A 20,818-nucleotide genomic window follows, 5' to 3' on the forward strand; every position below is an offset into this window, starting at 1 on the left:
GCTGCGATGTACGAATCCCCCAGTTGGTTGCATGAGTTGTGGATTGCCCGCGAAGCCTTGTGGCAAGGCTTTCTGACCAGCGTGCAGGTGTCGGCGCTGGCGATTCTGTTCGGCACGGTCATCGGCGTATTCGCCGGGCTGGTGCTGACCTACGGCAAGTTCTGGATGCGCGCGCCGTTCCGCTTTTATGTCGACCTGATTCGCGGCACGCCGGTGTTCGTGCTGGTGCTGGCGTGCTTCTACATGGCACCGGCGCTCGGTTGGCAGATCAGCGCGTTTCAGGCAGGCGCCTTGGGGCTGACGCTGTTTTGCGGCTCGCACGTGGCCGAGATCGTGCGCGGTGCGTTGCAGGCGTTGCCACGCGGACAGATGGAAGCGGGCAAGGCCATCGGCCTGACGTTCTATCAATCCCTCGGTTACGTGCTGTTGCCTCAGGCGCTGCGGCAGATCCTGCCGACCTGGGTCAATTCATCCACGGAAATCGTCAAGGCCTCGACCTTGCTGTCGGTGATCGGCGTGGCCGAGCTGTTGCTCAGCACCCAGCAGATCATCGCCCGGACGTTCATGACCCTGGAGTTTTACCTGTTCGCCGGTTTTCTGTTCTTCGTCATCAACTACGGCATCGAATTACTCGGCCGGCACATTGAAAAGCGGGTGGCCCTGCCATGACTCAAGCTCAAGTTTCCAACGTCCAGAACGGTCAGCCCCTGCTGGACATCCGTGGCCTGCACAAACAATACGGCGCGGTCGAAGTGCTCAAGGGCGTCGACCTGAGCATGCAGCGCGGCAACGTGGTGACCCTCATCGGCTCCAGCGGCTCGGGCAAGACCACGCTGCTGCGCTGCGTGAACATGCTGGAGGAATTCCAGGGCGGGCAGATCCTGCTCGACGGCGAATCCATCGGCTATGACGAACTCAACGGCAAGCGCGTGCGCCACCCGGAAAAAGTCATTGCACGGCATCGTGCGATGACCGGCATGGCGTTCCAGCAATTCAACCTGTTCCCGCACCTCACCGCATTGCAGAACGTCACGCTCGGCTTGCTGAAAGTCAAAAAGATGCACAAGGACGAAGCCGTGGTCCTGGCCGAGAAATGGCTGGAGCGAGTCGGCCTGCTGGAGCGGCGCAATCACTTTCCCGGTCAGTTGTCCGGCGGTCAGCAGCAGCGCGTGGCGATTGCCCGGGCGATTGCGATGAACCCGAGCCTGATGCTGTTCGACGAAGTCACCTCGGCCCTCGATCCGGAACTGGTTGGCGAAGTGCTGAACGTGATCAAGGGCCTGGCCGAGGATGGCATGACCATGTTGCTGGTGACCCACGAAATGCGTTTTGCGTTCGAGGTCTCGGACAAGATCGTTTTCATGAATCAGGGACGCATCGAAGAGCAGGGGCCTCCCAAGGAACTGTTCGAGCGTCCTCAATCGCCGCGGCTGGCGGAATTTCTCAAAAGCACGCGGTTCTGACTTTTCACTTTTTCAATCAGGAGAAACACCCATGAGCATTACTCGTTACGGCACCGGCAGCACCGCCGCTGGCGGCCAGCCTCGTCCATTCGCCCGCGCCGTTGAAGCCGATGGCTGGCTGCACGTTTCCGGGCAGGTGCCGGCGGTGGATGGCGAGATCATTGTGGGCGGCATCGTCGAGCAGACGCACCAGACCATGAAGAACCTGATCGCGATTCTCGAAGAGGCCGGTTATGGCCTGGAAGACGTGGTACGCGCTGGCGTGTGGCTGGACGATCCGCGGGATTTCACCAGTTTCAACAAGGTCTTCGGCGAGTACTTCAAGCCCGAACACGCACCGGCCCGGGCCTGTGTGCAGGCGAGCATGATGGTCGACTGCAAGGTCGAGATCGACTGCATTGCCTACAAGAAGAAGGCTTGAGAGATGTGGCGTCGCTGAGGCCGTAGCCCCCTCACCCTAGCCCTCTCCCCCAGGAGAGGGGACTGATCTCTATCGATGCAGAGTCCAGCGTTTGTCAGCTAGTCATGTATCGATACGGTCAGGCTCCCTCTCCCTCCGGGAGAGGGCGGGGGGTGAGGGCTGCGATCCAACTGACACAACGCCAAGGGCCAGTTACCATCCCGGCATCTTTTATGGGAACAACAGAAATGACCGAAGACACCATCAAGCGCCGGGCACGCGGTCTGGACCGGGCGTTCGATATCCTCGATTTCCTCAAGGAGATCGGCCAGCCACTGCGCCCGAACGACATCGCCAACGGCATCGGCAGCCCGAAATCAACGGTCTACGAACTGGTGGCCTCGTTGCTCGAACGGCGGATTCTGGAGCCGGTGGGCAAGGACGGTCACGTCTATCTCGGTCGTCAGTTGTACTTCCTCGGGCAGGCGCATTTGCGGCATTTCGACCTCAGTCGCGAGGCCGATCACGCCTTGCAGGAGATCGTCAGCCAGACCCGGGAAACCGCGCAGATGTGCCTGCTTAACGGGCGCAAATACACAGTGGCGCTGATGAAGGAGGGCGAGCGGCATTTCCGCATTTCTTCCGATATCGGAGAAAACGCGCCTATCCCGTGGACCGCCTCCGGTCGCCTGCTACTGGCGCACTTGAGCGATCAGCAGATCAGCGACCTGATCGACCCTGACGACTTCATCCTGCCGGGTGGCGAACGCCTGCCGATGGAGACGTTTCTGGCGGAAATCCGTCAGGCCGGCATCGACGGTTTCTTCTCCTTCGACAGTGTCGCCGACACCTTCACCCATTGCTTCGCCGCCCCGGTCAAAGACCCTCAAGGCGTTGCCATCTGCACCCTGTGCATCGTCGCCCCGCGCGCTGATGCCAAAAACAATTACAACGACTATCGCCGGGTCTTGATCGAGAGCGCCAACAGCCTCGCCCGGCGAATCAACGAATAACCGCGCCCGCGAGCGGGCGCGACTGTGAGGAGTTCGACCATGACGACTGCCAACAACACTGCTGCCGTGGAAAAGGGCGATGCTGCCCTCGGCGCGCAACTGGTGCGTGACATCAGCCTGCCGGCGCTGGTGCTGCATCGCGAAGCGCTGGAACACAACATCCGCTGGATGCAGAAATTCGTCAGCGACAGCGGCGCCGAACTCGCGCCCCACGGCAAGACCAGCATGACCCCGGCGCTGTTTCGTCGTCAGCTCGACGCCGGCGCGTGGGGCATCACCCTGGCCAGCGCCACCCAGACCCGCGCCGCTTACGCCCACGGCGTGCGCCGAGTGTTGATGGCCAACCAACTGGTCGGCACGCCGAACATGGCGCTGATTGCCGATCTGCTGGCGGCCGATTCCGGCTTCGATTTCTATTGCATGGTCGATCACCCGGACAACGTCGCCGATCTGGGTGCTTACTTTGCGTCCCGTGGCGTGCGTCTGAATGTAATGATCGAATACGGCGTGGTCGGCGGCCGTTGCGGTTGCCGCAGCGAGCAGGAAGTCATCGAGCTGGCCAAGGCCATCGGCGCACAACCGGCGCTGGCCCTGACCGGCATCGAAGGTTACGAAGGCGTGATTCATGGCGATCACGCCGTCACCGGTATCCGTGAATTCGCCGCCTCGCTGGTGCGCCTGGCGGTGCAGTTGCAGGACAGTGGCGCGTTCGCCATTGCCAAGCCGATCATCACCGCGTCGGGTTCGGCCTGGTACGACCTGATCGCCGAATCGTTCGAGGCACAGAATGCGGGCGGGCGTTTCCTCAGCGTGCTGCGTCCCGGCAGTTACGTGGCTCACGACCATGGCATCTATAAAGAGGCGCAGTGCTGCGTACTCGACCGTCGCAGCGATCTGCACGAAGGCCTGCGTCCGGCACTGGAAGTCTGGGCCCACGTGCAGTCGATGCCGGAGCCGGGCTTTGCCGTGATTGCCCTGGGCAAGCGTGACGTGGCGTTCGATGCCGGGATGCCGGTGCCGCTGCTGCGTTACAAGGCCGGTGTTCTTCCGGCGGTGGGCGACGATGTCGGCGCCTGCAAGGTGACGGCGGTGATGGACCAGCACGCGTTCATGACCGTGGCGCCGGGCGTGGAATTGCGCGTTGGCGACATCATTTCCTTTGGCACTTCGCACCCGTGCCTGACCTTCGACAAGTGGCGCGTAGGGCTGCTGGTGGACGAGCAGCTGTCGGTGATCGAAACCATGGAAACCTGCTTCTGATGAACACGCTCAGTCCATTGGGTCCGAACACCCCGCGTATCGCCCTGATCGGCGAATGCATGATCGAACTCCAGCAACGTGCCGATGGCAGCCTGCAACAGAGCTTTGGCGGTGACACGCTGAATACGGCGGTCTATCTGTCCCGCGCCATGGGCGACAAGGCGCAGGTCGATTACGTCACGGCGCTGGGTGACGACAGCTTCAGTGACGCGATGTGCCGCATTTGGGCCGACGAAGGCATTGGTCTGGATCTGGTCCAGCGCTTGCCCGGTCGTTTGCCGGGCCTGTATTGCATCCAGACCGATGCTGCCGGGGAGCGCCGCTTCCTTTACTGGCGCAACGAAGCCGCAGTGCGCGACTGCTTCACTACGCCAGCCGCCGCACCGATTCTGGCGGCGTTGCCGGATTACGACGTGCTGTATTTCAGCGGTATCACGCTGGCGGTACTCGGCGCTCAGGGGCGGAAGAAACTGATTCAGACCTTGATTGAGGCCCGCCAGCGTGATGCGCGGATCGTCTTCGACAACAACTATCGGCCACGCCTGTGGGCTTCAGTGGAGGAGGCGCGGGCCGCTTATCGCAGCGTGTTGCCCCATGTCGATCTGGCGTTGCTGACGGTTGACGACGAGCAGGCGCTGTTCCATTTCGAAGACTGTGACGCGGTGTTTGAAGCGTACGCGCAGATCGGCACGCCGGAAGTGGTGCTCAAGCGCGGGGCGGAAGCGTGTCTGATCCGTTGCGACGGGGAAGCGTTCGAAGTGCCGGCGCAGAAGGTCGAGAAGGTGGTGGACACCACGGCGGCGGGGGATTCGTTCAGTGCGGCGTATCTGGCGAGTCGCTTGTCCGGCGCAAGCCCGACGGAAGCGGCGCAGGCCGGCCATCTGCTAGCGAGCCAGGTTATTCAAGTACCCGGAGCTCTGATTCCGAAGTAATCGGTGAATGGCCGATTGCTGCGCAATCGGTTCGCGGGCAAGCCCGCTCCCACAAGGATGACTGTTGTGAATGCTATCGATGCCACACAGCAGAATCTTGTGGGAGCGGGCTTGCCCGCGAAGAGGCCCTGAAGCCAAACACTTAATCTCGGTAAAACACCTGCACCAGGTGATACCCGAATTTGCTCTTGATCGGCCCGTGCACGGTGCGCAGCGGTTTCTTGAAGATCACCGCGTCGATCGCACCGACCATCTGCCCCGGCCGCACTTCACCCAGATCGCCGCCACGCTTGCCGGACGGGCAGGTCGAAAATTTCTTCGCCAGCACATCGAACGCTTCACCGTTGGCGATGCGTTGCTTGAGTTTTTCAGCCTCTTCGGCGGTCTTCACCAGAATGTGGCGGGCTTGGGCTTTCATCGTGCAATACCTGTAGCGGGGTGACGGCGGGGCGCGGATTATGCCTCAAGTCACGGGTTTTGGCTGATCATCGTGCGGATCTTGCCGGCCAGCTGCTCGATGGAAAACGGTTTGGCGACCATGTCCATGCCGTCCTCGAGGAAGCCCTGACGCTCGGCGGCTTTCTGCGCGTAACCGGTCATGAACAACACCTTGAGGCCCGGACGATGCTGCCGGGCGATCTCCGCCATTTGCCGGCCGTTCATGCCCGGCAGGCCGACGTCGGTCACCAGCAGGTCAACCCGCAGATCCGATTCGAGCAACGGCAGGGCGCCCTTGGCGTCTTCGGCTTCATGGGCGCGATAACCCAGCTCCTTGAGCAGGTCCATGACCAGCATGCGCACCGCCGGATCGTCCTCGACCACCACCACGGTTTCGCCGGTTGCCACGGCGGGAGCCTCGGTGACCGTTTCGATGACCGGCCGCTCCGGTTCCAGTGCATACAAACGCGGCAAGTACAGGCGCACGCAGGTGCCCTGACCCGGCAGGCTGTCGAGGCTGACGTGTCCGCCGGATTGCTGGGCAAAGCCATAAATCATCGACAACCCGAGCCCGGTGCCCTGGCCGATCGGCTTGGTGGTAAAGAACGGATCGAACGCTTTGGAGCGTACCGAAGGCGTCATGCCGGTACCGTTGTCACTCACCGCCAGCATCAGGTAATCCCCGGCCTTGACCGGTTCGAGGGTGGTGATGTCGTTGCCGTCGAGGTAGACGTTGGCGGTTTCGATCAACAGCTCACCACCGTCGGGCATGGCATCGCGGGCGTTGATCACTAGGTTGAGCAGGGCGTTTTCCAGTTGGCTGACATCGGTGCTGACCGACCATACGTTGTCGGCCAGGCGCAACTTGAGCTCGATCGGATCACCCTTGGTGCGGCGGATCAGGTCTTCCAGCGAGTGGATCAGTTCATTGACGTTGATGGTTTTGCGATCCAGCGACTGACGCCGGGAGAACGCCAGCAGACGGTGGGTCAGTGCCGCCGCGCGGTTGGCCGAGGACACCGCCGCGTCGGTGAAACGACCGATTTCATCGGCGCGGCCACTGGCGATGTAGCGCTGCATCAGATCGAGGCTGCCGATGATGCCGGTCAGCATGTTGTTGAAGTCGTGGGCGATGCCGCCAGTGAGCTGGCCGACCGCTTCCATTTTCTGCGCGTGGCGCAGGGCGTCTTCGGCGCGCTCGCGTTCGAACATCTCGTTCTGCAAACGCTGGTTGGCCTGGGCCAACTGCTCGGTACGTGCGCTGACACGTTCCTCAAGGGTTTCATTGAGGTTGCGCAGCGCTTCTTCGGTCTTTTTGCGTTCGGTTTCGTCGATCACGAAGATGTAGAAACCGTTCACCGCACCGTCCGCACCGTGGCGCGGCAGGTAGTTCATCAGGGCATGCCGCTGGCTGCCGTCGCGGTGCGGCGTGTACAGGCTGAACGAGCAGGGACGACCGGCCAGGGCTTCGGCGATGTACGGCGCCCGCAGGAAATAGGCCTCTTCGCCGATGACCTCGCGGATCGTGCGACCGTACAGCTCCTGCGGCGTGAGCCCGTACCAGTCGAGGTACGCGGCGTTGTTCAGGCGAAAACGTTCTTCGTGGTCGACATAGCTGATCAGGATCGGCATGGCGTTGATGATCAGTTGCAGCTCGGTCTGGCTTTGCCGCAGTGCCTGTTCGGTGTGCTTGCGCTCGGTCAGATCCAGCGCGGCGCCGAGGAAACGCATCGGCCGGCCATGATGATCCTTGTAGCAGCGCCCGCGCGCGAACACCCAGCGCAGCTCGCCATTGGCTTGCAGCAGGCGGTATTCCTCGGCGTATTCGGTGCCGTGGGTGATGCAATGCTTGATGCTGCGGGCAATCAGCGCGCGGTCTTCGGGGTGCACGCCGTGCAGGTATTCGCTGATCGGCAACTGCCCGGCCAGCGCCGGATCGATACCGTGCAACTGGGCGAAGTGCGCATCGGCGATGAAGCGATCTTCGCCGATGTCCCAATCCCAGGTGCCGACCGCATCGGTGGCCGCCAGCGCCAGTTGCAGGCGTTCTTCGCTTTCACGCTGGGCCTTGAGGCTGTCTTCGGAGCGCTGCTGCAATTCCAGGGCGATGCGCCGGCGTTCGTTGGTTTCGATGGCGGTGACCAGAATGCCAGCCACTTGCGCGCTTTCGTCGCGGATCGGGCTGTAGGTCAGGTCCAGCCAGAAATCGGAATCCTGGCCGTCCCGTTGCAGGGTAAAACGCCGTTCGCTGTAGGTTCGCACCTGGCCTTGTAGGACCGCGCTGTAAATCGGGTCGGTAAAGTCTCGAAGTTCCGGCCATATCTGGTGCGCCGGTTGTCCGAAAGCGTGCGGATGCTTGCTCCCGGCGAGCAACGCGAAGCCGTCGTTGTAGATCTGGGTCAGGTGCGGGCCCCACAACAGCAGCATCGGCATCGGCGAGTGAATCACGATGTCCACCGCGGTGCGCAGGCTCTGTGGCCAGGTGCCAGCGGCGCCCAGCGGGCTGCGGCTCCAGTCGGTGCGGGCAATCAATGCCTGGGCGTCGTTGGTGTTCGGTACAGCGTTCATCACATCAATCCTGGGCGTCGGTCGGTGAGGCGGCGTCTACTATCCTAGTGCGGTAGACGCTGTAAGGCCCGTCGCGTCACGACGCACGGTCTTAAGTTCATTGAAAGCTTCGCAGGTGCTTTTGGCCATGGAAATCGATGCATTGCTCAAACAACTGGCGAGCCGCCACGGTTCGGATCTGTTCCTGTCCACGGGCGCACCGCCCAGTGCGCGGTTCGACGGGGTGCTGACGCCGCTGAGCGATCAGCCCTTCAAGCCCGGCGAAGTGGCGACTGTCGCTGCCTCCCTGATGGACGCCGAGCAGCGCCGGGAGTTCGACCGGGATCTGGAAATGAACCTGGCGATTTCCCGCACGGGCATCGGTCGCTTCCGGGTCAACATCTTCAAACAGCGCAACGACGTGTCGATCGTGATCCGTAACGTCAAACTCGACATTCCGCGATTCGAAGACTTGAAACTGCCGTCGGTATTGCTCGAATCGGTGATGCTCAAGCAAGGCCTGATCCTGTTCGTCGGCGCCACCGACTCCGGCAAATCCACGTCGCTGGCGGCGCTGATCGACCATCGCAATCGCCATAGCAGCGGGCACATCATCACCATCGAGGATCCGGTGGAATACATCCATCGCCACAAAAAATCGATCATCAACCAGCGCGAAGTCGGTGTCGATACCCGCAGCTTTCACGCCGCGCTGAAAAACACACTGCGCCAAGCCCCGGACGTGGTGCTGATCGGCGAAATCCGTGACCGCGAGACCATGGAGCATGCGCTGGCCTTCGCCGAAACCGGGCATCTGGTGCTGTCGACATTGCACGCCAACAACGCCAATCAGGCGCTGGACCGGATCATCAATTTCTTTCCCGAAGAGCGCCGGCCGCAGCTATTGCATGCCTTGGGCAATCACCTCAAGGCGTTCGTCTCCCAGCGTCTGGTGCGAACCCGGGACGGTCAGCGACGGGCCGCCGCCGAGGTGATGCTCGGTACGCCGACGATTGCCGATCTGATCCGGCGCAATGACTTTGGCGAGCTGAAAACCATCATGGAAAAATCGGCGGAACTGGGCATGCAGACCTTTGACGGTGCACTGTTCGCGCTGGTGGCGGAAGGAGTGATCGATGAAGACGAGGCCCTGAAAAACGCAGACTCGGTGAACAACCTGCGTCTGCGCCTGAAGCTGCACGCCGACACCATGCCGTCCCCACCGCCCTCGACCGGCGAGTGGGGACTGATGGACTGACAGGCTTCAGTCGCGAAGTTCGACCCGATTGCGAAACTGCTCAAGCGCTTCAGGATTGGCCAGCGCATCGGTGTTTTTCACCGATTCACCGTGCACCACATTGCGCACGGCCAGTTCCACCACTTTGCCGCTGATGGTGCGCGGAATGTCGGTGACCGCGACGATCTTCGCCGGCACATGGCGCGGTGTGGTGTTGGCGCGGATCACCTGGCGGATCTGCTGTTGCAGTGCGTCATCCAGCGCTACGCCTTCCTTGAGGCGCACGAACAGCACCACCCGGACGTCGTCCTGCCACTGTTGGCCGATGGCGACGCTGTCCAGCACTTGCGGGACTTTCTCCACCTGACGGTAGATTTCCGCCGTGCCGATGCGCACGCCGCAGGGGTTGAGCACGGCGTCGGAGCGGCCGTGAATCAGCATTCCGCCATGGGGCAGTTGCTCGGCGTAGTCACCCTGGGCCCAGACGCCGGGGAACTGGCTGAAATAGGATTTGCGCAACTTCTCGCCATCAGGATCGTTCCAGAGTCCGATGGGCATCGCCGGGAATGGTCGAGTGCATACCAACTCACCTTTTTCGCCGATCACCGGTTGCCCGGCGTCATTCCACACTTCCACCGCCATGGCCAGGCTCTTGCCCATGATCTCGCCCCGGCGAACCGCCGACATCGGGTTACCGTTGACGAAGCAGGACACGATGTCCGTACCACCGGACATCGAGGACAGGCACACATCCGGTTTGAAGTCGCGATAGACGAAGTCATAACTCTGCGGCGACAGCGCGGAGCCGGTGCAAAGCAGGGTTTTCAGGTGGCTCAGGTCGTAGCTTTCGCGCGGCTTGATGCCGCTGCTTTCCAGGGTCGCGAGGAATTTCGGGCTGGTGCCGAACACGCTGACCTGCTCGTCGTCGAGCAGCTCCAGCAATCGCTCGTTGTCCGGATAAAACGGTGAGCCGTCATACAGCACCACCGCGCTGCCGACCGCCAGTGCCGAGACCAGCCAGTTCCACATCATCCAGCCGCAGGTGGTGTAGTAGAACAGACGGTCGCCGGGGCCCAGGTCGACATGCAGCCCGTGCTCCTTGGCGTGTTGCAGCAACACGCCGCCGGTGCTGTGAACGATGCATTTCGGCACGCCGGTGGTGCCGCTGGAATACAGCACGTACAGCGGATGATCGAACGGCACCGGGACGAATTGCGGCTCATCACCCGGTTCATAGAAGTCGTCCCACAACGTGACGTTGGCGGGTGTCCGGTAATCCGTGGCATGGGCGTGGGGGCGCGCGTAAGGCACGATGATCAGCTGTTGCAGAGACGGCAGCTGTTCGAGGATTTCGTTGATCTTGACGGTCTGGTCGATCTCTTTGCCGGCGTAACGGTAACCGGCACAGGTGATGAGTACTTTCGGTTCGATCTGGCCGAAGCGGTCGATCACGCCGTGGGTGCCGAAGTCCGGCGATGAGCACGACCAGATCGCCCCGAGACTGGTGGTCGCGAGCATCGCCACCAGGGTTTGCCAAGTGTTGGGCATGCACGCTGCAACCCGGTCGCCAACGACGACGCCGGCCGCTTGCAGGCTGGCCTGGAAGCCGGCGACCTGTTGGGCCAGTTCGGCCCAGGTCAGCAGTTCACGCTGGCCGTTTTCGCCGATAGCGATCACGGCGATGGCATCGTCGCGGCGACTCAGCAGGTGTTCGGCAAAATTCAGGGTAGCGCCGGGAAACCACTCGGCGCCCGGCATTTTCAGGCCGCCACGCAGAACGGCGTCCGGTTGGGTGTGAAAACTGATGCCGAAGAAATCCACGATTGCTTGCCAGAACGCTTCACGCTGGTCGATGGACCATTGATGCAGGGCCGGGTAGTCGTCGAGCTTCAGGTGGTGGCGCTGATTGATGAAGCGCCGAAAGCCGTCCATGCGGGACCGGGCAATGCGTTTGGCATCGGGCTGCCAGAGAATGTCGGACATGGTTTGCCTCTTATTGTTGGTCAGAAAGCTCCCACTGTGGCGTGGGAGCGATCAGTTACGAACTTACTGCGCCAGCCACCCACCATCGATATTCCACGCCGCGCCACGCACCTGGCTGCCGGCCTCGCTGCACAGAAACAGCACCAGTTCACCCAGATGCGCCGGGGTGACGAACTCCAGCGACGGCTGCTTCTCGGCCAGCAGATCGTGTTGCGCCTGCTGCGGGTCGACACCTTTGGCCGCTCGATCATCAATCTGTTTCTGCACCAGCGGCGTCAGCACCCAGCCCGGGCAGATCGCGTTGCAAGTGACATTGCTGGCGGCGGTTTCCAGGCCGACCACCTTGGTCAGGCCGATCACGCCATGCTTGGCCGCCACATACGCGGCTTTGCCGGTGGAACCGACCAGACCGTGCACCGAAGCGATGTTGATGATCCGCCCCCAACCCTTGGCGCGCATGCCCGGCAAACTCAGGCGAGTGCTGTGAAACACCGATGACAGGTTGATCGCAATGATCGAGTCCCAGCGCTCCACCGGAAACTCTTCCACCGTCGCGACGTGCTGGATGCCCGCGTTGTTGACCAGAATGTCCACGCCGCCGAACTCGCGTTCGGCGTAGGCGATCATGTCGGCGATCTGCGCCGGGTCGCTGACGTCTGCCGGGTGATGGCCGACCTTGCCGCCGAACTGCTCGACTTCGGCGATCACCTTCGACGCATCGCCAAAACCGTTGAGGATCAGGTTGGCGCCGGCCTTGGCCAGCGTCAGGGCGATGCCCAGCCCGATGCCGCTGGTGGAGCCGGTAACCAGTGCGGTCTTGCCAGAAAGAGTCGTCATCTATACCTCACACAATGCCAGTGGCGTAGAAAGTGCCGATCACCACGAAAACCGCCAGGGTCTTGATCAGCGTAATACAGAAAATGTCCTTGTAGGCCTCACGGTGAGTCAGGCCGGTGACGGCGAGCAGGGTAATCACCGCGCCGTTGTGCGGCAGCGTGTCCATGCCGCCGCTGGCCATCGCGGCCACCCGGTGCAGCACCTCCAGCGGAATGTTGGCGGCGTGGGCGGCGCTGATGAATTGTTCGGACATCGCCGCGAGCGCGATGCTCATGCCACCCGAAGCGGAACCGGTGATACCGGCCAGCAGGGTCACGGTGATTGCTTCGTTGACCAGCGGATTGGGAATGTTTTTGAGCCAGTCGGCCAGCACCAGGAAACCCGGCAACGAGGCGATGACCGCACCGAAACCATATTCCGACGCAGTGTTCATCGCCGCCAGCAGCGCACCGCTGACTGCGCTTTTGCTGCCTTCGGCGAGCTTGCTTTTGATCGCTTTAAAACCGAACGCCAGCACCATCAGGATGCCGACCAACAAAGCCGCTTGCACCGCCCAGATTGCGGTGAGTTTGGCGATTTCGGTGGTGACCGGTGCGGCCATGCCCGGCAGCGCGAGGCTGTGGGTCTTGCCGTACCACTGCGGAATCCACTGGGTGAACAGCAGGTTCATGATGCCCACCGCCAGCAGCGGCGACAGGGCGATCCACGGGTTCGGCAGTTTCAGGTCTTCGGCGGTTTCCGGTTCGTTGCGCAGTTCGGTGCCGTAGCCTTCACCGGCACGCTGCGCCTTGTTGCGCTGGCGCTGCAGGAACAGCATGCCGGCGCAGAACACGAAAATCGTGCCGATCACGCCCAGCCACGGCGCGGCCCACGCGGTGGTGTTGAAGAAGGTGCTGGGGATGATGTTCTGGATTTGCGGTGTGCCGGGCAGGGCGTCCATGGTGAACGAAAACGCGCCGAGGGCGATGGTTGCCGGGATCAGGCGCTTGGGGATGTTGCTCTGGCGGAACATTTCCGCTGCGAACGGGTAGACCGCAAATACCACCACGAACAGAGAAACGCCGCCATAGGTGAGCAGGGCGCAGACCAGCACGATCACCAGCATCGCCTGGCGGGTGCCGAGCAAGCGAATCGCTGCCGCGACGATCGAGCGGGAGAAACCCGACAGCTCGATGAGCTTGCCGAACACGGCGCCGAGCAGGAACACGGGAAAGTAAAGTTTGATGAAACCGACCATCTTCTCCATGAACACCCCGGTGAAAGCAGGGGCAACGGCGGACGGGTCGGTGAGCAGGACGGCGCCGAGGGCGGCGATCGGTGCAAAAAGGATAACGCTGTAGCCACGGTAGGCCGCGAGCATCAGCAGCGCGAGGGCTGCCAAGGCGATGATCACACTCATGGTGTGCTCCTTCGATTGTTATTTTTGTGGGTGGAACGGGTGTGGGGAGGGCTATAGCGAGATCTGTGCCAGATGGTTAAGTTATTGAAATAAAAGGAATTAATTTGATGTTTGGCGGTAGTATTCGGGGTTTTGTCTCTGTTTAGAGACTTCTATGGCTGTGAGGACGCTTTCGCGGGCAAGCCCGCTCCCACATTCTTATGCATTTCCCTGTGGGAGCGAGCTTGCTCGCGAAGCTTTGATCTTGTCCCTTTATGGAGAATTGAGTCTCTTTATTGAGACTCTACGATCCCGAGCGCAATCATCTTCTTGTATAGCGTCGAACGACCCAGTCCAAGCCGCTCAGCCGCCTCGATCACCTTGCCCCCGCATTGCGCGAGGGTGAATTGAATCAACTGCCGGTCAAACCGCTCGCGGGCCTGACTGAAGGTCTCGTGGGTTGCCGGCTCTGACAGAGGCGCCAGTGCTCGCTCAACCGGTGTAAACGTGCCAATTGCCGCCCGAATGTCATCCGCCGTCAGCATCAAGTCATCACTGAGCAACGCCGCCCGCTCCAGTACATTGCGCAGCTCGCGGATATTCCCCGGCCAGGCGTGCTGGCCCAGCAGCTCCAGCGCTTCGCGGTTCAACTCGTGCTGACTGCGCAACTCCTCAAGAATCGCTTCACTGAGCGCCGGCAGATCGTCCAGCCGTTCCCGCAGCGGCGGCACCTGAATCGGCAGCACGTTGAGCCGGTAGTACAAATCCGCGCGAAACTCTCCGCGCTTGATCGCCGCCTCCAGATCCGTCGAGGTGGCTGCAATCACCCGCACATCGCTCTGGATCACGTCGTTGGAGCCTACGGGCTCGAATTCCTTTTCCTGCAACACTCGCAGCAATTTGCTTTGCAGCGGCAGCGGCATGTCGCCAATCTCGTCGAGAAACAGCGTCCCGCCCTGGGCAATCTGCAACTTGCCGGTGCGACCCTTGCGATCGGCACCGGTGAAGGCGCCGGGGGCAGTGCCGAAGAACTCGGCTTCAAGCAACGCCTCTGGAATCGCCGCGCTGTTGATGCTGACGAACGCCTTGTGCGCCCGGGGCGATGCACCGTGGATGGCCTGCGCCAGTAACTCCTTGCCGCTGCCGGTCTCGCCCAGCAACAGAACCGGCGACGCGGCACTCGCGCTGCGGCGGGCACGGCGTTTGACTTCCAGGCTGGCAGCGCTGGTGCCGATGAAATGGGCGAAGTTGTATTTGGTCTGGCGGGCGCGCAGCAGCGAACGGGTCGAGGCCAACTCCTCCTGCATGCTCAGGTAGCGCTTGAGCATCGGCGACAGCGTGCGCAATTCGTCGAACAGCGCAAAGCCGATGGCGCCGATCACCGCCCCGGCGTCGTCATGGATCGGCAGGCGCATCACCACCAGCGGTTCTTTCGGGGTGTCCTGCATGTCCAGCAGAATCGGCCGCCCGGTGCGCACCACTTCGCGCAGCAGGCTGCCGGGGATCACGCTTTCGCAGGGTTTACCAATGGCCCCGGCGGCGGAGTCGAGCCCGAAGCGCCGGGCATAGCGCTCGTTCATCCAGACGATGTTCGCGTCGCGGTCGACAATCACCGTGCCTTCACTGGATTGCTCGATGATCTCGAACAACGAACGGATCGCCAGCGTGCGGACCCGTTGGTAATCCTTGAGGCTTTCGGTGGTGTTCATGGCGGCGTCCATTGGCGGAAGTCAGGTGGCGCGATTATGCCTATCCCGGATGCGCCGCCGCCAACAGCTCTTTGGTATAGGGATGCTGCGGTGAGTCGAACACGTCATGACTGGCGCCGCTTTCGACCACCTTGCCGTCCTTGATCACGATCATGTCGTGGGCCAGCGCCCGCACCACGGCCAGGTCGTGGCTGATGAACAGGTACGTCAGGCCATGTTTTTCCTGAAGCTGGCGGAGCAGGGCGACCACTTGTTTCTGCACGGTGCGATCAAGGGCCGAAGTCGGCTCGTCGAGCAGGATCAGCGCCGGTTTGAGCACCAGTGCCCGGGCGATGGCAATGCGCTGACGCTGGCCGCCGGAGAATTCATGGGGATAGCGATGACGGCTTTCAGGGTCGAGCCCGACTTCCTTGAGCACGCGGATCACCTGGTCGTCGCACTCGTCAGCTGTGGACTGGCAATGCACCTCCAGCCCTTCACTGATGATCTGCGCCACCGACATGCGCGGGCTGAGGCTGCCGAACGGGTCCTGGAACACCACCTGCATCTGTCGGCGCCACGGCCGCATCTGCTTCTGGTCGAGACCGTCGAGTGCCGTGCCCTGGAAGCGAATGCTGCCCTTGGAGTCGAGCAGCCGCAGGATCGCCTGACCGAGGGTCGACTTGCCCGAGCCGGATTCGCCGACGATGCCTAGCGTCTTGCCGCGCTGGATGTTCAGGCTGATGCCGTCCACCGCGCGCAGGTATTGCTTGCGCTGGAACAGCCCGCCGCCGACGGTGAAATCAACCCGCAGGTCATCGACTTCCAGCACGTTCTCGCGTTCGTCCCGGGGCAGTGCTTCGCCTTCCGGTTCAGCGTTGAGCAACACGCAGCTGTAAGGGTGTTTCGGCTCGGTGAACAGGGTTTCGCACGGCGCCTGCTCGACGATCTCACCGGCCTTCATCACGCACACTCGTTGGGCGATGCTGCGCACCAGATTGAGGTCATGGCTGATCAGCAGCAGCGACATGCCGAGGCGCCGTTGCAGGGACTTGAGCAGCAACAGGATCTTGCGCTGCACGGTCACATCAAGGGCTGTGGTTGGCTCGTCGGCGATCAGCAGTTCGGGCTCGCAGGCCAGGGCCATCGCGATCATCACCCGCTGGCGTTGACCGCCGGACAGTTGATGTGGATAAGCCCTCAGCCGTTCTTTCGGTTTCTGGATGCCCACCAGTTCCAGCAGTTCGAGGATTCGTGCCTGAGCCTCTTTACCGCCGAGGCCACGGTGCAGCAACAGGGTTTCGCCGATCTGCTTTTCAATCGTGTGCAACGGATTGAGCGAGGTCATCGGCTCCTGGAAAATCATGGCGATGCGGTTACCTCGCAGGTCGCGCAGGGTCTTGGGATCGGCGCCGACCAGTTCCTGCCCACGATAGCGGATGCTGCCGGTGGTCCGGGCATCGCATTCGGGGAGCAGTTGCAGGATCGAGTGGGCCGTCACCGATTTGCCCGAGCCCGACTCGCCGACCAGTGCCAGGCACTCGCCGGGGCGGATGTCCAGGCACAGGTTGCGCACCACGGTCTGGCCATGGAAGGCGACGCTGAGGTCACGGATTTCGATCAGATTGTCAGTCATATCAAGGTTCCGTTCATGAGCGCGGGTCAAAGGCATCGCGCAGCGCTTCGCCGATGAATACCAAAAGGGAAAGAATCAGCGCCAGGGTGAAAAACGCGGTCAACCCGAGCCACGGCGCTTGCAGGTTCTGTTTGCCCTGACCGATCAACTCGCCCAGCGATGCGCTGCCGGCGGGCATGCCGAAACCGAGGAAGTCCAGCGCAGTCAGGGTAGAAATCGCTCCGGTCAGAATGAAGGGCAGGTAGCTCAGAGTTGCGTTCATCGCGTTGGGCAGGATGTGCCGGACAATAACCTTGCGATCGCTCAAGCCCAGCGCCCGGGCAGCCTTGACGTACTCCAGGTTGCGACCGCGCAGGAACTCGGCGCGCACCACGTCCACCAGCGCCAGCCAGGAAAACAGCGCCATGATCCCCAGCAGCCACCAGAAGTTCGGCTCGACGAATCCCGAAAGGATGATCAGAAGGTAAAGCACCGGCAGCCCCGACCAGACCTCCAGCAAACGCTGGCCGAGCAGATCGACCCAGCCGCCGTAATAACCCTGCAGGGCACCGGCTGCGATACCGATCAGGGCGCTGACGAAGGTCAGCATCAGGGCGAACAGGATCGACACCCGCGCGCCGAAGATCACCCGAGCCAGTACGTCGCGCGCCTGATCGTCGGTGCCCAGCCAGTTGACCGAAGTCGGCGGGCTCGGCGCCGGTTTGTTGAGGTCGTAGTTCGGGGTGTCGTCACTGAACGGAATCGGCGGAAACAGCAGCCAGCCACCGTCCTTGCGGATCAGCTTCTGCACGTAATCGCTGCGGTAGTCGGCCTGAAACGGCAGTTGTCCGCCGAACTCCTGTTCGGTGTGGCGCTTGAATACCGGGAAGTACCATTGACCCTGATAACTGACGACCAAAGGCTTGTCGTTGGCGATCAGTTCGCCGCCGAGGCTGAGCAGGAACAGGCCGATAAACAGCCACAGCGACCACCAGCCCCGGCGGTTTTTCTTGAAACGTTCGAAACGGCGACGGCCCAGAGGCGAGAGCTTGAACATCAGGCGTTCCTCGCGGCGAAGTCGATGCGCGGGTCGACCAGCGTGTAGCACAGGTCGCCGATCAGTTTTATCAGGAGGCCGAACAGCGTGAAGATGAACAGCGACCCGAACACCACCGGATAGTCACGGGACACGGCCGCTTCGTAACTCATGCGCCCAAGGCCGTCGAGGGAGAAGATCACTTCGATCAGCAATGAGCCGGCAAAGAATACGCTGATGAACGCCTGGGGAATGCCCGACACCACCAGCAGCATTGCGTTGCGGAACACGTGTCCGTAGAGCACCCGGTTTTCGCTCAGGCCTTTGGCACGCGCGGTGACCACGTATTGGCGAGTGATTTCATTGAGGAACGAGTTTTTGGTGAGGATGGTCAGGGTGGCGAAACCGCCGATCACCAGCGCCGTGACCGGCAATACCAGGTGCCAGAAATAGTCGGTGATCTTGCCCAGCGTCGACAGGGATTCGAAGTTGTCGGACACCAGCCCGCGCACCGGAAACCAGTTCAGCGACGTGCCGCCAGCGAACACCACGATCAGAAACATTGCGAACAGGAATGCCGGCATGGCGTAGCCGATGATGATCGCCGTGCTGCTCCAGATATCGAAGTGACTGCCGTGGTGCACGGCTTTGCGGATGCCCAGCGGGATCGACACCAGATAAGTGATCAACGTCGCCCACAGCCCTAGGGAAATGGTCACGGGCATTTTCTGCAGGATCAGGTCGGTGACCGTGGCGCCGCGGAAGAAGCTTTTGCCGAAATCCAGCTGCGCGTAATTCTTGAGCATCAGCCACAGGCGTTCATGGGCGAGTTTATCGAAGCCGTACTGTTTTTCGATGTCCTTGATCAGTTGCGGATCGAGGCCACGGCTGGCGCGGGACGTGCCGCTCATGGTCTCGCTCGCACCGCCGCCGACACTGGCGCCGCCGATGCCTTGCAAGTGGGCGATGGCCTGTTCCACCGGACCACCCGGCGCGGCCTGGATGATCACGAAGTTGACCAGCAGAATGATCACCAGCGTCGGGATGATCAGCAGCAGGCGCCGCAGTATGTAAGCCCACATCAGTGCGGCCCTCCGGGTCTGCCACGGCTGATTTTCTCGGCCGTCATCTGCTGGTTGGTCAGCGGCGTGCTGCTGATTTCCCACCAGCTCTCGATCGCCTCGTCATTGCTCGCCTGCACGGTGGGAATGCCGAAACGGTTCCACCACACGGTCGACGTGCCCGGCGGGTAATAGTTGGGAATCCAGTAGTAGTTCCATTGCAGCACCCGGTCCAGCGCATGGGCGTAACGCAGCATGTCGGCCTGGGTCGAGGCGCGGATCAGGCCGTTGATCAAGGTGTCGACCGCCGGGTTCTTCAGCACCATGTAATTGTTGGCGCCCGGGTCGTTGGCCGATGCCGAACCGAAGTAGTTCAACAGTTCGCCGCCGGGGGAGGTGGTGACCGGGTAGCCGGTGACGATCATGTCGTAGTCACGACTCATCAGGCGATTGACGTACTGCGAGGAGTCGATGCGACGGATGTCGAGGTTGATGCCGATCTGCTTCAGCGTGCGCTTGTACGGCAGCAGCAGGCGGTCCATGCCGTTCTGGCTGACCAGGAAGGTGAAGCTCAACGGCTCGCCACGGTCGTTGACCAACTGGTCGCCATCGGGTTTCCAGCCGGCCTGTTCCAGCAGCTCCAGCGCTTGCAGTTGTTTGTCGCGGATGATGCCGCTGCCATCAGTCTTCGGTGCTTCGAACACCTGGGTGAATACCTCGTCGGGAATCTGTCCGCGCAAGGGTTCGAGAATCTTCAGTTCGGCGGCGTCCGGCAGTTTGCGGGCGGCCAGATCAGTGTTGGAAAAGTAACTCTGCTGGCGGATGTACATGTTGCGCATCATCTGCCGGTTGCTCCATTCGAAATCCCAGAGCATGGCCAGTGCCTGACGAACGCGGCGATCCTGGAATATCGGCTTTTGCAGATTGAACACGAAGCCCTGGGCCGACTGCGGCGCTTCGGTGGCCAGGTGAGCCTTTTGCAGACGACCGTCGCTCAGGGCCGGGCTCTCGTAACCGATGGAGTAGCCGGTGGCGGAGAATTCACGGTTGTAGTCATAGGCGCCGCCGCGCAGGACCTGGCGGGCGACGTCGGTGTCGCCGAAGTACTCGATACTGAAGTGATCGAAGTTGTACAGGCCACGGCTGACCGGCAGGTCCTTGCCCCACCAGTCGGGATTGCGTTCAAAGGTGATGCTGCGTCCGGAGTCGACCTTGCCGACTCGATACGGGCCGCTGCCCAGCGGCGGTTCATAGCCGCCACCACCGGCGAAATCACGGGTCTTCCACCAATGCTCGGGAAACACCGGCAGCGTGGCGATGTCCAGCGGCAGGGTGCGGTTTTCGTTGCTCTTGAAATCGAAACGCACGGTGAGCGGGGCTTCGACTTCGACGCCTTTGACGTCGGCGAACTGGGTGCGATAACGCAGGCTGCCCTGGGTCATCAGCAAGTCATAGGTGTAGCGAACGTCTTCGGCGGTGATTGGCTTGCCATCGGCAAAGCGGGCCTTGGGGTTGATAAAGAAGCGCAACGACAGGCCGTCCTCCGATCGCTCCATTTTCTGCGCCACGAGGCCGTATACGGTGTAGGGCTCGTCGAGCGAGCGCTGGGCCAGCGGGGAGTACAGCAGGCCGTCGATCTGGCTGACGCCGATGCCTTTGTCGATGTACGGCAGGACATGGTCGAAGTGGCCGATCTCGATGGCCGAGCGGCGCATCGTCCCGCCCTTGGGCGCCCGGACGTTGGTGTAATCGAAGTGACTGAAGCCGGGCGGGTACTTTGCCGGTTCGCCATAGACGGTCATCGCATGCTGCGGTGCGGCGTCCACACCGGTGATCCCAAGCAGCAGGGTCACGGCAGTGAACATCAATGTCGGGAAAGCCAGTCGCATTGTCAGCCTTAAAGCCGGGTAATCGATAAGCGCAATTTGTA

At 61.8% G+C, this 20,818-nt stretch carries 17 protein-coding genes; 7 read left to right on the forward strand and 10 right to left on the reverse strand.

Features of this window, described 5'->3' with window-relative positions; translation table 11 throughout:
- Positions 1–6 precede the first annotated feature (6 nt).
- The 6 genes from CAF90_RS02515 (at position 7) to CAF90_RS02540 (ending at position 5,068) form a co-directional block, all read left to right on the forward strand.
- Positions 7–669: an amino acid ABC transporter permease gene (locus CAF90_RS02515; RefSeq protein WP_007960241.1), complete on the forward strand. Its 663-nt coding sequence runs from the start codon at positions 7–9 to the stop codon at positions 667–669.
- Positions 666–1,463, forward strand: coding sequence for an amino acid ABC transporter ATP-binding protein (locus tag CAF90_RS02520; protein WP_007960239.1), 798 nt, complete (start codon positions 666–668; stop codon positions 1,461–1,463). Before CAF90_RS02515 ends, CAF90_RS02520 begins: the two co-directional genes overlap by 4 nt.
- 31 nt (positions 1,464–1,494) lie before the next feature.
- Positions 1,495–1,884 carry a RidA family protein gene (locus CAF90_RS02525; protein ID WP_039768794.1) on the forward strand — a complete coding sequence of 130 codons (390 nt, stop codon included), beginning with the start codon at positions 1,495–1,497 and terminating at the stop codon, positions 1,882–1,884.
- A 227-nt stretch (positions 1,885–2,111) separates the two neighbouring features.
- Positions 2,112–2,876: an IclR family transcriptional regulator gene (locus CAF90_RS02530; protein ID WP_085603279.1), complete on the forward strand. Its 765-nt coding sequence runs from the start codon at positions 2,112–2,114 to the stop codon at positions 2,874–2,876.
- A 39-nt stretch (positions 2,877–2,915) separates the two neighbouring features.
- Entirely contained in the window at positions 2,916–4,136 is a 1,221-nt protein-coding gene (locus CAF90_RS02535) for an amino acid deaminase (RefSeq protein WP_085603281.1), read from the forward strand.
- Positions 4,136–5,068 carry a sugar kinase gene (locus CAF90_RS02540; RefSeq protein ID WP_085603283.1) on the forward strand — a complete coding sequence of 311 codons (933 nt, stop codon included), beginning with the start codon at positions 4,136–4,138 and terminating at the stop codon, positions 5,066–5,068. Before CAF90_RS02535 ends, CAF90_RS02540 begins: the two co-directional genes overlap by 1 nt.
- A gap of 142 nt (positions 5,069–5,210) precedes the next feature.
- Here CAF90_RS02540 and CAF90_RS02545 read toward each other — a convergent pair whose 3' ends face one another.
- Both CAF90_RS02545 and CAF90_RS02550 read right to left on the reverse strand, forming a co-directional pair.
- On the reverse strand, positions 5,211–5,486 hold the full coding sequence (locus CAF90_RS02545) for a peptidylprolyl isomerase (RefSeq protein ID WP_007952044.1): 276 nt from the start codon (positions 5,484–5,486) through the stop codon (positions 5,211–5,213).
- A gap of 50 nt (positions 5,487–5,536) precedes the next feature.
- Complete coding sequence (locus CAF90_RS02550) at positions 5,537–8,074, reverse strand: PAS domain-containing protein (protein WP_085603285.1); 2,538 nt, start codon at positions 8,072–8,074, stop codon at positions 5,537–5,539.
- A 127-nt stretch (positions 8,075–8,201) separates the two neighbouring features.
- Here CAF90_RS02550 and CAF90_RS02555 point away from each other — a divergent pair, with 127 nt between their 5' ends.
- Positions 8,202–9,311 carry a PilT/PilU family type 4a pilus ATPase gene (locus CAF90_RS02555; RefSeq protein WP_085603287.1) on the forward strand — a complete coding sequence of 370 codons (1,110 nt, stop codon included), beginning with the start codon at positions 8,202–8,204 and terminating at the stop codon, positions 9,309–9,311.
- Positions 9,312–9,317: 6 nt separating this feature from the next.
- Here the strand turns inward: CAF90_RS02555 and CAF90_RS02560 are convergent, their stop codons facing one another.
- The 8 genes from CAF90_RS02560 to CAF90_RS02595 all read right to left on the reverse strand — a co-directional run bounded on the left by CAF90_RS02560 (position 9,318) and on the right by CAF90_RS02595 (position 20,777).
- Complete coding sequence (locus tag CAF90_RS02560; RefSeq protein WP_085603290.1) at positions 9,318–11,273, reverse strand: acetoacetate--CoA ligase; 1,956 nt, start codon at positions 11,271–11,273, stop codon at positions 9,318–9,320.
- A 63-nt stretch (positions 11,274–11,336) separates the two neighbouring features.
- Positions 11,337–12,110 (reverse strand): 3-hydroxybutyrate dehydrogenase, encoded by a 774-nt coding sequence (gene hbdH / locus CAF90_RS02565; protein ID WP_085603292.1) that lies wholly within the window; start codon positions 12,108–12,110, stop codon positions 11,337–11,339.
- 7 nt (positions 12,111–12,117) lie between these two features.
- Positions 12,118–13,509, reverse strand: coding sequence for a GntP family permease (locus CAF90_RS02570; protein WP_085603294.1), 1,392 nt, complete (start codon positions 13,507–13,509; stop codon positions 12,118–12,120).
- Positions 13,510–13,781: 272 nt separating this feature from the next.
- Complete coding sequence (locus CAF90_RS02575; protein WP_085603296.1) at positions 13,782–15,197, reverse strand: sigma-54-dependent Fis family transcriptional regulator; 1,416 nt, start codon at positions 15,195–15,197, stop codon at positions 13,782–13,784.
- Positions 15,198–15,237: 40 nt separating this feature from the next.
- Entirely contained in the window at positions 15,238–16,812 is a 1,575-nt protein-coding gene (locus CAF90_RS02580) for an ABC transporter ATP-binding protein (protein ID WP_085603298.1), read from the reverse strand.
- A 13-nt stretch (positions 16,813–16,825) separates the two neighbouring features.
- Positions 16,826–17,848, reverse strand: a complete 1,023-nt coding sequence (locus CAF90_RS02585) for an ABC transporter permease (protein ID WP_007952058.1) — start codon at positions 17,846–17,848, stop codon at positions 16,826–16,828.
- Positions 17,848–18,909, reverse strand: a complete 1,062-nt coding sequence (locus CAF90_RS02590; protein ID WP_085603299.1) for a microcin C ABC transporter permease YejB — start codon at positions 18,907–18,909, stop codon at positions 17,848–17,850. Before CAF90_RS02590 ends, CAF90_RS02585 begins: the two co-directional genes overlap by 1 nt.
- Complete coding sequence (locus CAF90_RS02595; RefSeq protein ID WP_085603301.1) at positions 18,909–20,777, reverse strand: extracellular solute-binding protein; 1,869 nt, start codon at positions 20,775–20,777, stop codon at positions 18,909–18,911. The genes CAF90_RS02590 and CAF90_RS02595 overlap by 1 nt, the downstream gene beginning before the upstream one ends.
- Positions 20,778–20,818 lie beyond the last annotated feature (41 nt).

The organism is Pseudomonas sp. B37(2017) (assembly GCF_002112885.1).
GTDB lineage: Bacteria > Pseudomonadota > Gammaproteobacteria > Pseudomonadales > Pseudomonadaceae > Aquipseudomonas > Aquipseudomonas paraglycinae.

Coding starts and splice junctions, on each gene's coding strand:
- CAF90_RS02560 (WP_085603290.1), bottom strand. CDS start 11,273: ATGTCCGACATTCTCTGGCAGCCCGATGCCAAACGCATTGCCCGGTCC.
- CAF90_RS02545 (WP_007952044.1), bottom strand. CDS start 5,486: ATGAAAGCCCAAGCCCGCCACATTCTGGTGAAGACCGCCGAAGAGGCT.
- CAF90_RS02520 (WP_007960239.1), top strand. CDS start 666: ATGACTCAAGCTCAAGTTTCCAACGTCCAGAACGGTCAGCCCCTGCTG.
- CAF90_RS02530 (WP_085603279.1), top strand. CDS start 2,112: ATGACCGAAGACACCATCAAGCGCCGGGCACGCGGTCTGGACCGGGCG.
- CAF90_RS02525 (WP_039768794.1), top strand. CDS start 1,495: ATGAGCATTACTCGTTACGGCACCGGCAGCACCGCCGCTGGCGGCCAG.
- CAF90_RS02580 (WP_085603298.1), bottom strand. CDS start 16,812: ATGACTGACAATCTGATCGAAATCCGTGACCTCAGCGTCGCCTTCCAT.
- CAF90_RS02575 (WP_085603296.1), bottom strand. CDS start 15,197: ATGAACACCACCGAAAGCCTCAAGGATTACCAACGGGTCCGCACGCTG.
- CAF90_RS02595 (WP_085603301.1), bottom strand. CDS start 20,777: ATGCGACTGGCTTTCCCGACATTGATGTTCACTGCCGTGACCCTGCTG.
- CAF90_RS02540 (WP_085603283.1), top strand. CDS start 4,136: ATGAACACGCTCAGTCCATTGGGTCCGAACACCCCGCGTATCGCCCTG.
- CAF90_RS02535 (WP_085603281.1), top strand. CDS start 2,916: ATGACGACTGCCAACAACACTGCTGCCGTGGAAAAGGGCGATGCTGCC.
- CAF90_RS02515 (WP_007960241.1), top strand. CDS start 7: ATGTACGAATCCCCCAGTTGGTTGCATGAGTTGTGGATTGCCCGCGAA.
- CAF90_RS02570 (WP_085603294.1), bottom strand. CDS start 13,509: ATGAGTGTGATCATCGCCTTGGCAGCCCTCGCGCTGCTGATGCTCGCG.
- CAF90_RS02555 (WP_085603287.1), top strand. CDS start 8,202: ATGGAAATCGATGCATTGCTCAAACAACTGGCGAGCCGCCACGGTTCG.
- CAF90_RS02550 (WP_085603285.1), bottom strand. CDS start 8,074: ATGAACGCTGTACCGAACACCAACGACGCCCAGGCATTGATTGCCCGC.
- CAF90_RS02585 (WP_007952058.1), bottom strand. CDS start 17,848: ATGTTCAAGCTCTCGCCTCTGGGCCGTCGCCGTTTCGAACGTTTCAAG.
- hbdH (WP_085603292.1), bottom strand. CDS start 12,110: ATGACGACTCTTTCTGGCAAGACCGCACTGGTTACCGGCTCCACCAGC.
- CAF90_RS02590 (WP_085603299.1), bottom strand. CDS start 18,909: ATGTGGGCTTACATACTGCGGCGCCTGCTGCTGATCATCCCGACGCTG.